Source organism: Ruegeria sp. HKCCD7628, from assembly GCF_057221005.1.
Genome location: NZ_JBWVBA010000014.1, coordinates 1 through 12,890, shown reverse-complemented (window position 1 = coordinate 12,890; position 12,890 = coordinate 1). Strand labels below are relative to the sequence as shown.

Annotated in this window: 15 protein-coding genes; 2 read left to right on the top strand and 13 right to left on the bottom strand. The window is 55.9% G+C overall.

Going from position 1 to position 12,890, the window contains the following annotated elements:
• Positions 1–35 precede the first annotated feature (35 nt).
• From AC2TAD_RS19995 to pqqA, 13 genes are all read right to left on the bottom strand, one after another.
• A complete protein-coding gene (locus tag AC2TAD_RS19995) occupies positions 36–794 on the bottom strand; it encodes a methyltransferase domain-containing protein (protein ID WP_480869934.1) in 759 nt (252 codons plus the stop codon).
• A complete protein-coding gene (locus tag AC2TAD_RS19990; protein WP_480869932.1) occupies positions 791–1,411 on the bottom strand; it encodes a pimeloyl-ACP methyl esterase BioG family protein in 621 nt (206 codons plus the stop codon). The genes AC2TAD_RS19995 and AC2TAD_RS19990 overlap by 4 nt, the downstream gene beginning before the upstream one ends.
• Positions 1,408–2,694, bottom strand: a complete 1,287-nt coding sequence (gene bioA / locus AC2TAD_RS19985; RefSeq protein WP_480869930.1) for an adenosylmethionine--8-amino-7-oxononanoate transaminase — start codon at positions 2,692–2,694, stop codon at positions 1,408–1,410. The genes AC2TAD_RS19990 and bioA overlap by 4 nt, the downstream gene beginning before the upstream one ends.
• Positions 2,691–3,311 (bottom strand): dethiobiotin synthase, encoded by a 621-nt coding sequence (gene bioD / locus AC2TAD_RS19980; protein ID WP_480869928.1) that lies wholly within the window; start codon positions 3,309–3,311, stop codon positions 2,691–2,693. Before bioD ends, bioA begins: the two co-directional genes overlap by 4 nt.
• Positions 3,308–4,441 (bottom strand): 8-amino-7-oxononanoate synthase, encoded by a 1,134-nt coding sequence (locus AC2TAD_RS19975; RefSeq protein WP_480869926.1) that lies wholly within the window; start codon positions 4,439–4,441, stop codon positions 3,308–3,310. The genes bioD and AC2TAD_RS19975 overlap by 4 nt, the downstream gene beginning before the upstream one ends.
• The gene (gene bioB, locus AC2TAD_RS19970) at positions 4,438–5,418 is read right to left on the bottom strand and encodes a biotin synthase BioB (protein ID WP_480869924.1); all 981 of its coding nucleotides are present in this window, start codon (positions 5,416–5,418) and stop codon (positions 4,438–4,440) included. Before bioB ends, AC2TAD_RS19975 begins: the two co-directional genes overlap by 4 nt.
• A 139-nt stretch (positions 5,419–5,557) precedes the next feature.
• Positions 5,558–5,899, bottom strand: coding sequence for a plastocyanin/azurin family copper-binding protein (locus tag AC2TAD_RS19965; RefSeq protein ID WP_480869922.1), 342 nt, complete (start codon positions 5,897–5,899; stop codon positions 5,558–5,560).
• Positions 5,899–6,420, bottom strand: coding sequence for a DUF4142 domain-containing protein (locus AC2TAD_RS19960; RefSeq protein WP_480869920.1), 522 nt, complete (start codon positions 6,418–6,420; stop codon positions 5,899–5,901). Before AC2TAD_RS19960 ends, AC2TAD_RS19965 begins: the two co-directional genes overlap by 1 nt.
• Before the next feature lie 149 nt (positions 6,421–6,569).
• Positions 6,570–7,664 carry a pyrroloquinoline quinone biosynthesis protein PqqE gene (pqqE, locus tag AC2TAD_RS19955; RefSeq protein ID WP_480869918.1) on the bottom strand — a complete coding sequence of 365 codons (1,095 nt, stop codon included), beginning with the start codon at positions 7,662–7,664 and terminating at the stop codon, positions 6,570–6,572.
• Positions 7,661–7,948, bottom strand: a complete 288-nt coding sequence (gene pqqD / locus AC2TAD_RS19950; RefSeq protein ID WP_480869916.1) for a pyrroloquinoline quinone biosynthesis peptide chaperone PqqD — start codon at positions 7,946–7,948, stop codon at positions 7,661–7,663. Before pqqD ends, pqqE begins: the two co-directional genes overlap by 4 nt.
• The gene (pqqC, locus tag AC2TAD_RS19945) at positions 7,945–8,673 is read right to left on the bottom strand and encodes a pyrroloquinoline-quinone synthase PqqC (protein WP_480869914.1); all 729 of its coding nucleotides are present in this window, start codon (positions 8,671–8,673) and stop codon (positions 7,945–7,947) included. The genes pqqD and pqqC overlap by 4 nt, the downstream gene beginning before the upstream one ends.
• Positions 8,670–9,557 carry a pyrroloquinoline quinone biosynthesis protein PqqB gene (gene pqqB, locus AC2TAD_RS19940; RefSeq protein WP_170356426.1) on the bottom strand — a complete coding sequence of 296 codons (888 nt, stop codon included), beginning with the start codon at positions 9,555–9,557 and terminating at the stop codon, positions 8,670–8,672. The genes pqqC and pqqB overlap by 4 nt, the downstream gene beginning before the upstream one ends.
• Positions 9,558–9,583: 26 nt before the next feature.
• On the bottom strand, positions 9,584–9,691 hold the full coding sequence (gene pqqA, locus AC2TAD_RS19935) for a pyrroloquinoline quinone precursor peptide PqqA (protein WP_170356425.1): 108 nt from the start codon (positions 9,689–9,691) through the stop codon (positions 9,584–9,586).
• A gap of 217 nt (positions 9,692–9,908) precedes the next feature.
• On the opposite strand from pqqA, the gene AC2TAD_RS19930 reads away from it, so the two are divergent.
• Both AC2TAD_RS19930 and AC2TAD_RS19925 read left to right on the top strand, forming a co-directional pair.
• On the top strand, positions 9,909–11,954 hold the full coding sequence (locus AC2TAD_RS19930) for a 4Fe-4S binding protein (RefSeq protein WP_480869911.1): 2,046 nt from the start codon (positions 9,909–9,911) through the stop codon (positions 11,952–11,954).
• A complete protein-coding gene (locus AC2TAD_RS19925; protein WP_480869909.1) occupies positions 11,951–12,841 on the top strand; it encodes an FAD:protein FMN transferase in 891 nt (296 codons plus the stop codon). The genes AC2TAD_RS19930 and AC2TAD_RS19925 overlap by 4 nt, the downstream gene beginning before the upstream one ends.
• The last annotated feature ends 49 nt before the right edge of the window (positions 12,842–12,890 follow it).

The window sequence follows — 12,890 nt, the reverse complement described above, 5'->3', positions numbered from 1 at the left end:
GATCCGGCCCGTTTTTTCCCTGTCTAGTTAGACGATCAGCGCGCTTTGCGCGCAACAACCCATGTTGCGTGATACGTCAGACAGACCCCTTCCGGAGTCCGGTGCAGCCTTTCATAGTCATCGCTGAACTGTCTGAGCGTGGCTTTGGTCCATGGTTTTTGGGCCCGGCCATTTACTCCGGTTTTCCGAAGGTGCTGCAGGACATCTCTTGGAGTTGCGAAGAACACGCGCTCTAATGCTTCCCCGGTATTGATGACCTCCAAACACTCGGTGACGGCCGACGCCATATCCGAGTGATCCATCAGGCCAGGTGCGGCCGCAGACGAACCAATCTGTGCCAATTCGGTGTATTGGAATGGCCCGAACCCGGAAATGGCAAGCCATCCACCGGGCGACAATGCGTTGGCAGCCTGACGCAGAAATTCTGCGGGGTTCTGTAGCCATTGTATCATCGAGGCCGACGCGATTAGGTCAGGCTGCGTCGGCAAGCTGACTTTTGAAGCATCGCCGCACAGAAACTTGGCGCGATGACGGTTTGCGGTTTCTGCGGCGGCGGGGGTAAGGTCGTTAAGCGTTAAAGCGCCACAATCAAAGGTTTCAAGCAGGCGTCGAGTAAGGTGACCTGTGCCGCATCCAAGTTCGAGCGTTTTGTTGAATCGTTCAGGCGCGCCTGCCGCACCAAGGGCTGTCACCAAACGATCCGCGACTCGTGCCTGTTGGCTGGCCTCTCCGTGATAGGAATGAAAACTTCTGCTGAAACTGCGCTGCACCCGATCTGTGGCTTGAAACGTCATGAACACCACTCCGTCCAGTTTTGACCCTTACGAAAAGGGACATGTGGCGCATCCACGCCGCGGACCACGCTTGCCTGGTCCTTCCAGGCGGCTTCTTGTGCAGAGGTTGGAATGATCCGGTCGTGTTGCGGAATCCAGATGCGATCGAATGAAAGCGCGCGCGCTGGCCCCCGTGCGATAACTGCGTTCAACTCTGCACGGGCCTTGGGGACGTCGAGCTTGCGGGCGGGCACGTCCAATCCCGCGCGGCGGCAGAATTTGGAACAGCTCGCTTCGGTCAGGTTGTCGGCAGTTGCCCTAATCATCTCGGGTGCTATGCCCCAGCGCGGATCTGCTGGGTACAAAGTACCGCCAACAGCAACAAGCCTTGTCGGTCTGACATTAAAGTCGTTCACCCAATGGGCGGCCGAAACGACTCCGAAGGAAAATGAAACCAGTGTGACCCGATCATAGTCTGAGGTTTCATCCAGGGGGTCGTCCAGACGGATATAATCGTCAACAAACAGTTGATCATGTTCACTGGAAAGCTGTTGAAACGGGGCAGGGCCCAAAGCCCATCCCCCAAAGATCAGGATCAAGTCTGCCGTGCCAGAGCGTGCCAGCCATTGCTTTTTCATGAATGTCCTCGGGCCAAGGAAACCATGGTCTGTGTTACTCGGCTCAGTTCGTCCGAGGAAATTACGTAAGGCGGCATACAATAGACGTTACGTGCAAAGGGGCGAAGCCAAACGCCCGTTTCCGGAGCCAGCTGATGTGCGACCGAAGGGTCAACCGGCGATGTCATCTCGATAACACCGATCGCACCCAGCACGCGAACATCCGCAACACCGGGAAGGGTTCGCGCGGGGGCCAATTCTTGTGTCAGCTGATCCGTGATGGATTGAACTTCCCCCTGCCAATCCCGGGTCGAGATCTGATCGAGGCTGGCACAAGCCGCAGCACAAGCCAGCGGGTTTGCCATATAGGTCGGTCCATGCATCAGAACACCGGCTTCGCTTTGTCCGATACGATGTGCGACGTTCCGCGACGTGATCGTCGTTGCCAGCGTGATGTGCCCCCCGGTCAAGGCTTTCCCAAGACACAGGATGTCAGGGACTACCCCAGCGTGATCCATCGCAAACAGTTTTCCCGTGCGTCCGAACCCCGTAGCGATCTCGTCGAAGATGACCAAGACGTCATGCTCGCGGCACAACGCGTGCGCGCGCCGCAGCCATTCGGGGTGGTAGAAATACATTCCGCCTGCGCCTTGGACCACGGGTTCAAGGATAAGCCCGGCGATCTTGTCACCTTGTTCAGACAGTAATTCCTTTAACTCATTGAGGCCGTTGGTATCGTCGTCTTCGGACCAGTCTTCGTCGAACCGGATTTTCGGACGCGACAGAAAATGCTGAATTGACAGCGCGCCTCGGAACAGGCCGTGCATCCCGTTGACCGGGTCGCAAACGCTCATCGCTTTCCATGTGTCGCCGTGATATCCGCCGCGAATGGTGGCGAACTCGGTGCGTTTGGTGCGGTTTTGCGCCATCTGGTACTGCACCGCCATTTTGAGCGCGACCTCAATGGCAACCGATCCGCTGTCACTGTAGAAAATTCGGTCTAGCCCATCAGGCAGCAGATCGACCAGCTTCCGCCCCAGCTCGATCGCGGGGATATGCGTCAGCCCACCGAACATGACGTGGGGCATTTGATCTAGTTGCGCCTGCATCGCCGCGATCAGTGCCGGATGACGATGGCCGTGGATAGCGCACCACCACGAAGACATGGCATCGATCATTTTTGTCCCATCGTCGCGGGTCAGCCAGACGCCTTCTGCCTCTGTAATCAGATGCATTGGGCCGGGATTGGCGATGTTCGTGTATGGATGCCACAGGTGGTTGGCGTCAAACTCCAGCGGGGTCACAGTGCGCTCCGGATTGTGGCGGTGTCGATGGCTTCAAACGCGTCCGACAGTGTTTGGGGTGTCAATGATGGCAAATGCGGAAGCCGGCCCAGATGCCGGACCGAGCACATCTGGGCAATGGTCTGCTCGACAGGCGGTTCAGCTTCGCCCACGAATGCAACGCCGATCAAATTGCATCCTGCGTTCCGCAACGCCATCACGGACAGGCTGGTGTGATTGATCGTGCCAAGTGCTGTGCGGGCGACCAAAACAACCGGGGCTTTCCATTGCGCGAACAGATCCAAATAAAAATGTTCACGGTTCAGCGGTACCATCACGCCGCCTGCACCTTCGACGACCAAGGGGCCGTCGACTTGCGGCAGTGCCAACTGGTCGAGCGTGATTTCCACGCCCATATCTTCGGCCGACAAATGTGGAGAAGCGGGTAGGGATAGCCGGTATGCCTCGGGCAGAGTCTCAGCGCCAGACAAAGCGCGTATGGTTTCTGTGTCGGTCGCGTCTTCCAAGCCGGATTGAACAGGTTTCCAATACCGCGCGCCAAGTGCGGCGGTCAGGCCAGCTGCAAAAACTGTCTTGCCAACGCCGGTGTCAGTTCCTGTGACGATAATGGCGCTCATGCGGCTGCTTTCAACTGGTTGGACAAAATGTCGAAAAGGGCAGTGATATCTGCATCGCTGACATTGCCGGTGACGGAGATACGCAAGCGAGATGTCCCGCGTGGAACCGTCGGTGGGCGAATTCCGCGAACGTCGAACCCGTGGGCTTGCAGCTCGGACGCGATGCGCATTGTCAAAGCGTCATCGCCCAAGATAATCGGGATGATTTGGCTGTTTAGGCTGGCGTTGGGCAGGCCGATGCGCCGGGCGCAGGCATGCGCGAAATGCATTCTGGAGACGGCCGACTGGGTAAGAGTCGCCTCACATTGCAATCGTTCAAGCACAGCTTGCAGCAGCGCAGCATTCAGCGGAGAGGGCGCAGTCGCGAAAATAAAGGGTCGGGCACGGTTGATCAGCGTGTCAATCATCACCCGAGGGCCACAGATCAATCCGCCAGCAACCCCCAAACCCTTACCGCATGTATGTAGCGTGACAAGCTCTGCTTCCAAACCATGGGCCAGCCCACGTCCGTTCTGTCCAAATACTCCGGTCGCATGGGCTTCGTCGACAACCAGAATGGCATCGAACGCAACAGCGATATCAGCTAGCGCTGTCAGAGGTGCCAGATCACCTTGCATAGAATAGACGCTTTCTACGGCCATCCAGATTTGTCCGGTCCCGCCTTTCGCGCGCCACTCCTCAAGGATACGCCGGGCGTCCTCCACGTCATTATGTTTGAAAGCCCGAGCTTCAGCGCGGCCGAGGCGCATTCCTTCATGTGCACTGGCATGAACAAGCGCATCGTAAAGGATCAGATCTTCGGCTGCGGGCAGGGTCGAAAATATTGCCTGATTTGCCTGAAAGCCGCCGCCCATGACCAGAGCAGCCTCGGACTGGAAAAAGCGGGCCGCTGACTGCTCAAGCGCCTCATGTTCCGGGTGGTTGCCGCGTAACAGGCGTGACCCGCCCGACCCGACAGGCACTTCGCGGGCAAGTGCGTTGCGCGCCGCGTCGGCCAGAAACTCGGACCGGGCCAGCCCCAAGTAGTCATTGGAGGCAAAGTCTAAACCCTGCGCTGCGGTCAGGCTACGTCTGCGATGCCGTTCCGTAAGGGTCCCAAGCATCGCGTCAAGGCGATGATGTGCTTTCATTCAGCCGCTTCCCTGCTGCTTTGTCCTGCTACGGTCTCTGACTGCAGGCCGAGTTTTGCGAACAGGATTGCATCTGTATCCTCTTCGGGGTTTTCGGCCGTCAAAAGGGTCTCTCCTACAAAGATCGAGTTTGCACCCGCAAAGAAGCACATCGCCTGCAGTTCATCGCTCATGTCGCTGCGCCCGGCGGACAATCGGACATATGAGGTTGGCATCATGATTCGAGCTGTTGCAATCACACGTACGAAATCAATAGGGTCGATCGGTTTGGCATCGGCCAAGGGTGTGTCTTCTTGCGGCATCAACATGTTGATCGGGACCGAATCCGGAGCCGGATTCATATTTGCCAGAGTTACCAACATGTCGACGCGGTCCTGCGTTTCCTCGCCCATGCCGAGGATGCCGCCCGAACACACTTTGATCCCAGCTTCTTGCACGCGGTTCATCGTGTCGATCCGGTCCGAGAACGTGCGCGTTGTGATCACTTCGGGGTAATATCGTTCCGACGTGTCGATGTTGTGGTTGTAATAATCCAACCCGGCATCGCGAAGACGGATTACTTGATTGTCGTCCAGCATTCCCAACGTCATGCAGGTTTCCATTCCCAGTGACCGAACGCCTTCGACCATGGCAACCAGTGCATCCATGTCACGATCCTTGGGTTCGCGCCATGCTGCGCCCATGCAAAACCGCGTTGCGCCGCCGTCGCGGGCTTGTCGAGCTTGGGTCAGAACACGTTCGACCTCGATCAGTTTGGAGGCAGAAAGTTTTGATCCGTTCCGTGCGGACTGAGAACAATACGCGCAGTCCTCGGCACATCCACCTGTCTTGATCGACAAGAGCTTGGAGGTCTGCACCTTATTGGGATCAAAATGCGTGCGGTGAACGGATTGAGCACGAAACAACAAGTCCATAAGGGGCAGATCATGCAGGGTCTGAGCGTCTTCGCGGGTCCAGTTCGTCGTGGCAACAGTCATTTTATAGATAAAATCCCATCATCTTGAGGCTGATGTGGATGTTTATAGATAAAAATTTGTATAACAAGCCTCAACCCGAGCATTTGGCGAGTTTCCGACCATCTCGGGCAGGTTTGATCACGTAAACCCGGTATTGAACTCAGATAATTTCAATGGTGCCCTTCATATGGGGGTGGAAGGCGCAGAAATATCCAAGCTCCATACCCTCGGTTACAAGGATTTCTGCACTCTGACCTTTAGACAGCTCCTGCGTGTCCCAACTATGTGCGTCAGCCGTGGCCGTGTGTGGCGCGATATCCAGATTGGTCCATTTGATGCGATCTCCAACGTGGACCGTTGCCAGCGCGGGCTGAAACTCAAATCGGTGAATCCTGACCATATGTAGTAAAGATGCTCGGGATGCTTGCGCGGGCGGGTTAAAAGCGACTGCTGACGCAGCCGCTTGGGTCACAACCTGACGTGGCGATAGCAAGCGCTGCATCAATTCAGCGACTCTACCATCTTTTCGGCATGAACTTCATGGGCTTTGAAAATCTCTAAGCTTTGTTCAAACAAGGCCTTGACCTCTGCATTGTCGATGTTCGGGATCATGCTACCCTCTACCAGATCATTAACCGCCTGATGGTATGCAAGTTCATTTGCCGCATATGCCGCATCAAATTCTGCACCGCGTAACTGTGATAGCGTGTTGATGATCTCTTCTGCGTTAGCATTGAGAGTCTGGCTGAAGGCATTGTCCTGCGCCGTCGCGCCGAGTTTATTCAGCAACCCAAGCGCCGCTTCGTTTACGGCGGTGTGGTCGCGGATCATGGTATTGGCGAATTCATGGATGTCGGGGTTGTCCGAGAGCGCCAGCGCCAGATGAGCGTACCGTATGTCGATGACATCAGCAGTATAAGCGATATGCGCAAATTCCAGATCGTTCATGCCAGAAACGTCCTGAGCATAGGCTGGTACTGACAAAATCAAAGCGGTGGCGACGGCGGAGAAGAAGCGGTTCATCAAAGATACTCCATTGCGAATGGTTTGTATCTCCGAGTATCGACGTTCTCTTGTTATTCGATATTGCTCGGCGTCCGAATAACCTGACAGATCGTCTACGAACAGGAACTATCGCGCGGTTGTGACCCGGACTTTATGTACTCGTGCGGTCAAGTCCGGGTCGGGTCCAGTGTTCGATAGACAAAGCCGCGGTCCTCCTGCGGTGATGCGTTTTGTAAAATCGCCTTGATCCGAGCGTGTTCTGGGGATTTTTGGCAAACTGGATCAGTCGCGGACGCGTCGCCTGCCAATGCCAGCGCTTGGCATCGGCACCCGCCAAAGTCCACCTCTTTGCGGTCGCAGCTTTTACATGGCTCAGGCATCCAGTCGGTGCCTCGGTACGCATTGAAGGCCGTGCTATCATACCAAATGTCACTCAGATGCCGATCCCTTACAGAGTCGAAATGCAGATGGCTCAGGGTTTGTGCGGCATGACAGGGCAGTACCGAACCATTCGGAGTTACGTTCAGCCCGGTTGACCCCCATCCACCCATGCACGCCTTGGGATAATCTGCATAGTAGTCAGGCGGGACAAAGTCGAATGCCAAAACGCCCTGCAGTTGCTGTGCGGCCTTCGCCACCGTTTTTTTCACAGCCAAGGTTTGTTCAAACGACGGCATCAGATTGTGTCGGTTTTTCAAGGCCCACCCGTGAAACTGCACACAGGCGACCTCTAGCCTGCGGGCACCGAGGTCGACAGCCATTTCGATCGTCCGATCCAGGTCGTCCAGGTTTTGGCTGTGCATCACGGCGTTCAGAGTCAGCGGAATGCCCCGATCGCGGATTTCGCGGGCGATTTTCATCTTGCGGTCGAACCCGCCGCGATAACCTCCGATCCGATCGGCAAGTGCCGCGTTGGTGCCTTGCAGCGATAACTGAATATGGTCCAGGCCCGCGTCCTCAAGCCGATCGAGCCGTTTGGGTGTCAATCCTACGCCGGACGTAATCAGGTTGGTGTACAAACCCAGTTGGGCTGCATGACTGGTCAGGTCCTCTAGATCGCGGCGCGAGGCTGGTTCGCCTCCAGACAGATGCAGTTGCAGAACGCCAAGGTCATACGCTTGCGAGAAGACATCTTTCCACGTGTCGGTGTCCAACTCGGTCTCTTTGCGTTCAAGTTCGACCGGATTGCTGCAATACGGGCAACTAAGGGGGCATCGATGGGTCAGCTCGGCCAGCAGTGCGATAGGCGGTGCGATACTCATGGCTTTACCATCACATACAGACGCCCGCGCACAGTTTGTAAAAACTGTTGAACGTCTTTCTCAATGGTCTCGGCCGGAGCCCCAAATGTAGCAGCCAAATCCGCGATGATATCGCCAAACCGGGCTTGCCCATCGACCCTCGACAGGATTGCGACGCCAATATCGTCCAGTTCAATCACTTTCTCTGGTGCCATCAGAACGGTGCGATCACGTACTGCGTCGCGTTGAATCCGCACGCCGCGCGGCAGATAAGGGCGGTCCGATGCAGAGAAAACCAGCGTCATTTCATGCCTTCCCCGGGTTGCCAGGCACCGGGCGGGATCAGGCCGGGTTCGACATAGGCAGACCACAGCGCGTCGAGCTGTGCCCACAACACGTTGGTTTTGAAAATAAGGGCGTCGCAGGCCATATCCTCTTTCTCAGATGTGTCGGCGTGATCCAAAACCCAATTTAGGCCAAAAGCCACATCTTTAGGTGCCTGCGACAGTCGTTTACGGAAGTAAGACAAACTGTCCGCATTGGCGAAGTCGTAGTGCTCGAGCAGACCTTCGATCCGTTTTTCATGAATTTTTGGGGCGAAAAGTTCTGTCAGTGAAGACGCTACAGCCTGAAGCATTGGCTTTTCGCGGACGTAATGCACATAAGCATCAACGGCGAATTGAGTTGCGGGCAGAACACCACGCCCCGAGGCGACGTAGTCGGGATCCAACCCGACTGCCTCGGCCAGTTTCAGCCACCGTCGGATGCCGCCGCCCTCTTTCACGTCCCCGTCGTGATCTTCGATCCGGGACCGCCATTCGCGGCGGATATCTGGGTCGGTACAACGCGACATGAAAGCAGCGTCTTTCATGGGGATCGCCGCCTGATATGCCCAACGATTGATCACCCATGCGCGTACCTGATCCGGGGAGCATTGACCGCTATGAAGCCGGTGGTGAAACGGATGTTTGTCGTGATACCGCTCGGCCCCGATCTGGCGCAGCCGTGCTTCGAGAGTTTCGCGGCTCATATCGTGATCTCCTGCCCGTCATAGGCAATGGTCCAGCCTGCAGATTCGACAAAGGCGCGCTCGGGCCCATCGGGCTGCAACATCGGGTTGGTGTTGTTGATGTGGATAAAGGTTTTGGCCGCGTCGATCCCGGCCAATTGCGCGACCGAACCGTCCGGGCCACTGACCGAGATATGCCCCATCCGCTGCCCTGTCTTCACCCCTGTTCCCGAGCGGATCATCTCATCATCGTCCCAAAGCGTGCCGTCAAAAAACAGCTGATCCGCGTCCGAGAGTTGATCCATCAGGGCAGGGGTCACTTGGGCGCAACCAGGAATATAATAGGCAATCTTGTCGCCTGCAGTCAGGCGAACGCCCACTGTTTGCTCTCCGATCAGATCGGTTTGAACGGTATCACCTTCCATGAAAAGCGGCACTTTACCGGGCACGGCGAACAAGCGCGCGCTGAGGCCTGGCTGCAGGGCGAATTCCTGATCAAGTGAAATCGGGGTCCGCAAAACCTTGTCGCGATTGACCGCATCAAAAATACGGTTCTGCGCTAGCACGTTCAGAATATCCCCTGTGGCGAACAACGAGAACGGGGTTTGTTCACGCAGGCTAAGCAACCCTGCAATGTGGTCGATATCTCCGTTTGTCAGCAATACCGAAGCCACAGGCGTATCGCGCAGTGTTCTGGGATGTAGTTTGGGGCAGTCCAGCATTTGTTGCCGGATGTCAGGTGAAGCGTTCAGTATGCTCCAACTTTCACCATCGGGCGAGACCGCTAAAGATGATTGGCCAGACGGCGGGATGACTCCCAAACGGGCATCCTCGCAGTTCCGGCACCCACAATTCCATTGCGGCAGTCCGCCGCCTGCAGAAGCCCCAAGAACCAGAAAATGCACCTCGGGCCTCCGCTGCGTTTACGTAATCAGAACAGGTCGCGCTCGTGCTCGCGGCCTTCATCCTCGGACGGAGAATACATGTTGATCTCCATGCCGCAATTTACTTCTTTCAGCTTCGGTGCGCTCCAGGTCATTGCTACCTCCCATAAATCACTGGCGTTGATGAGACCGTACATCTCGGGCCAGATTCAGAAAATGCTTCTTTGGTCGTACGGTTCGAGCGGTAGTTTTGAACCCATTTCGGCCGAGGTCAACAGGCTTTAGGTCGTAGATTGCCAGCTTAGGACTTTTGTCGAATGTCGTCGGGTAAGACGGGCTTATAGTCTTGCGGCCATGCGCGCGGTTATAGCAATGATCCTGCTGATGCTCGGCAGCCTGATGGCTGCGGCCGAGCCGCTGCCGCGCGAACGCATCGAGACATTTATCCGCGCCCCGTTTTCTCTGGGGGAGCGCCTCAACGAAAACGGGGTTTATTCGCTGTTGAACTCAGGCGGAATCGAGGCGGGTTATGTGTTTGAAACCGAACCCTTAGCGCCTTTGCCGGGGTTCTCCGGTGCCCCGATCAACGTGCTGGTTGTCTTGGATCTTGAAGGACGGTTCATGGACGTCCAGCTGATTGAACATAACGAACCCATATTTGTGTCTGGTTTGGGCCAGGCACCGTTCCACAAGTTCTTTGAGCAATATGGAGGGCTGTCCATATCGGACTCGATCGTTGTTGGTACGCCGTACGGCGATGCTGCGTCTGGTTCACAGCTAGTTTATCTGGATGGCGTAACGAAGGCCACGGCCAGTGTCCGTATAGCGCATGAATCCGTCATGGGGGCGGCGCTGGCCGTTGCGCGCGAAAAGATGCAAGGGTTGGCAACCGCGCCACCCGCTTTTCCGAACCCAGACTATGACGAGACCCTCAGCTGGGAGGAGCTGGTCGCTAAGGGGATCGCAACCAACAAGATCATAAAGAATTCAGATGTCGACGCCCTTTTCGAGGGGACATTGTGGGAAGATGACGATCCCGAGGCACAGGATTATCCGGACGAGGCTTATCTGGATTTGTGGGTGGTCGATCTGGGGCCCAAATCCATTGCGCGCGCGGCATTGTCCCAAGACAGTTTCGACGAGCTGCAGGGTTTTCTGGAGATTTCCGACAATGATGAACCAATCCTTCTGATCGAAACTGCACGTCATGGGCTGGTCAGCGAAAAGTTCGTGCGAAACACAGCACCCGATTGGATTTCTGCAGAGCAAGACGGGTTACCGGTCGCATTGCGCGACGCCGATCTGCTTGTCGAATTGGCCGATGGAATGCCAGACGGCGTCGCAATGATCCTGCGCACCGACCGTCGTTTGGGTTTTGATCCTTCACGCGAGTGGGTACTGAAGGTTCTTGCCGTTCGCGAACACGGCATGTTCCAGCCCGAGACGGGGTCGGTGACACTGGAAGTGAGACATGTGACGCCCGATCGGTTCTTTGAGCGTCCGGTCCAGATCACGCCCGCCCCACCATGGTTAGAGGCCCTGCGAAATCGTCAGACAGACATGATCATTTTGTCTGCATTGCTTGCCGGTCTAGTGCTGACGCTCGGTTTGCGGATGAATTCTCTTGCTGCGCAACCGCTGTTCACACCGTATAGGCTCGTTATTCTCGCGGTCATCGTGGGATTCATTGGTTGGTGGGGACAGGGACAACTGTCCATTGTCACCGTGTTGGGTGTTATCCGAACAGCTATTGACGGGGGCAGCTATGGGTTTTTGCTGTACGACCCGTTTTCGCTTTTGATCTGGGCGGTTTCGATTGCCGGGTTAATCGCTTGGGGCAGGGGCTTGTTCTGCGGGTGGCTCTGCCCGTTCGGCGCGCTTCAAGAGTTTGCACATCATCTGGGAAAAGCGCTCCGCTTTCCCCAGATCGAGCCATCGCGGGCGTGGGACCAACGGTTGAAATGGCTGAAATATGTGATTCTTGGTGGCTTGATTGGCGTCCTGTTTCTGGCCCCAGACGAAGTTGACAAAGTGGCTGAGGTTGAACCTTTCAAAACCGCCATCACTACTTTCTTTATCCGCGAGTGGTACTATGCCGCATATGCCATTTTTTGGCTTATTCTGGGCATGGTAATGTTCAAAGGGTTTTGCCGCTATGTTTGTCCGTTGGGGGCGGTCATGGCGATCGGAGGCCTTCTTCGTGGCCGCGATTGGATCGAAAGACGAGCTGAATGCGGGTCACCGTGTCAACTGTGCAAGGTCAAGTGCAAGTACGGGGCTATTAAGCAGACTGGGGAAATTCAATATAATGAGTGTTTCCAATGTCTTGATTGCGTTGCCATCCATGATGACCGAAACCAATGTGTCCCATTGATTCTAGCTGCACGCCGTCTATCCAGAAGGGTTGCTGCAGAATGATGAACCGCCGACGATTCCTGGCCGTATCAGCGGCGGCTCTTGGGGCTCCCGCTACGGCTCAGCCGACTCAGTGGCGTGGTCACGCTATGGGTGCCGAAGTCAGCCTGACCTTCGATGCCAATCCTGAGGCAGCCGCGTCTGCGATCACTAAAGTGCAGGCTCTCCTGGATCGGGCCGAGTCTCTGTTCAGTCTGTATCGGCCGGACTCTGATTTGGTTCGCCTGAACCAAACCGGGATATTAGTGAACCCAGCGCCGGAAATGTTGGAGTTGTTAAGTATTTGTGATTGGGCACATGGCCGGACGGGGGGGCAATTTGACCCTACGGTGCAACCGCTTTGGCTGGCGGCCACCAACAGTCGCAATCTTGACGCTGCCCGAGAATTAATCGGTTGGGATAGGGTCCGGATCTCTGAAGACAGAATTATTCTGGGGCAGGGTCAGCAACTTACATTGAACGGCATCGCTCAGGGTTTTGTCACTGACCTTGTGGCCAACACATTGCGGAACGCAGGCTGGACCAATGTGCTGGTAAATATCGGTGAGTATTACGCCGCTGGCCGAATCTGGAGGTTGGGAGTTTCAGACCCGGTGCATGGCATTGTTCAAACCGTCAGGCTTCGGGATCGGGCCATCGCAACTTCCAGCCCCTCTGTGCTTCGTTTGAGCCCTGTTCATCTCCATATCCTGAATGCAAAAAACGAACGACCTGCACTATGGTCGACTGTCAGCGTGGAAGCCGCAAACGCTGCAATGGCCGACGCGCTCTCCACAGCGTTGTGCCATGTCCCAGCTAGTGAAATTGCAGAGATACTATCGCTTTCAAAGGGCAATCCCAAAGCCATTTGCACCCATGAAAGCGGCGAAGTATCGGTATTTTATTCCTAAAGTCAGCCCTGTTTTTTGCTTCAGGGCTGACGTTTGATTTAGCTACAGG

What these genes read in the sequence shown, in the direction of transcription:
- AC2TAD_RS19965 (WP_480869922.1), bottom strand. Translation starts at nt 5,899, where the DNA reads ATGCAGCGCTTGCTATCGCCACGTCAGGTTGTGACCCAAGCGGCTGCG.
- AC2TAD_RS19925 (WP_480869909.1), top strand. Translation starts at nt 11,951, where the DNA reads ATGATGAACCGCCGACGATTCCTGGCCGTATCAGCGGCGGCTCTTGGG.
- pqqE (WP_480869918.1), bottom strand. Translation starts at nt 7,664, where the DNA reads ATGAGTATCGCACCGCCTATCGCACTGCTGGCCGAGCTGACCCATCGA.
- pqqC (WP_480869914.1), bottom strand. Translation starts at nt 8,673, where the DNA reads ATGAGCCGCGAAACTCTCGAAGCACGGCTGCGCCAGATCGGGGCCGAG.
- bioB (WP_480869924.1), bottom strand. Translation starts at nt 5,418, where the DNA reads ATGACTGTTGCCACGACGAACTGGACCCGCGAAGACGCTCAGACCCTG.
- AC2TAD_RS19995 (WP_480869934.1), bottom strand. Translation starts at nt 794, where the DNA reads ATGACGTTTCAAGCCACAGATCGGGTGCAGCGCAGTTTCAGCAGAAGT.
- pqqA (WP_170356425.1), bottom strand. Translation starts at nt 9,691, where the DNA reads ATGACCTGGAGCGCACCGAAGCTGAAAGAAGTAAATTGCGGCATGGAG.
- AC2TAD_RS19990 (WP_480869932.1), bottom strand. Translation starts at nt 1,411, where the DNA reads ATGAAAAAGCAATGGCTGGCACGCTCTGGCACGGCAGACTTGATCCTG.
- bioD (WP_480869928.1), bottom strand. Translation starts at nt 3,311, where the DNA reads ATGAGCGCCATTATCGTCACAGGAACTGACACCGGCGTTGGCAAGACA.
- AC2TAD_RS19960 (WP_480869920.1), bottom strand. Translation starts at nt 6,420, where the DNA reads ATGAACCGCTTCTTCTCCGCCGTCGCCACCGCTTTGATTTTGTCAGTA.
- AC2TAD_RS19975 (WP_480869926.1), bottom strand. Translation starts at nt 4,441, where the DNA reads ATGAAAGCACATCATCGCCTTGACGCGATGCTTGGGACCCTTACGGAA.
- AC2TAD_RS19930 (WP_480869911.1), top strand. Translation starts at nt 9,909, where the DNA reads ATGATCCTGCTGATGCTCGGCAGCCTGATGGCTGCGGCCGAGCCGCTG.
- pqqD (WP_480869916.1), bottom strand. Translation starts at nt 7,948, where the DNA reads ATGACGCTGGTTTTCTCTGCATCGGACCGCCCTTATCTGCCGCGCGGC.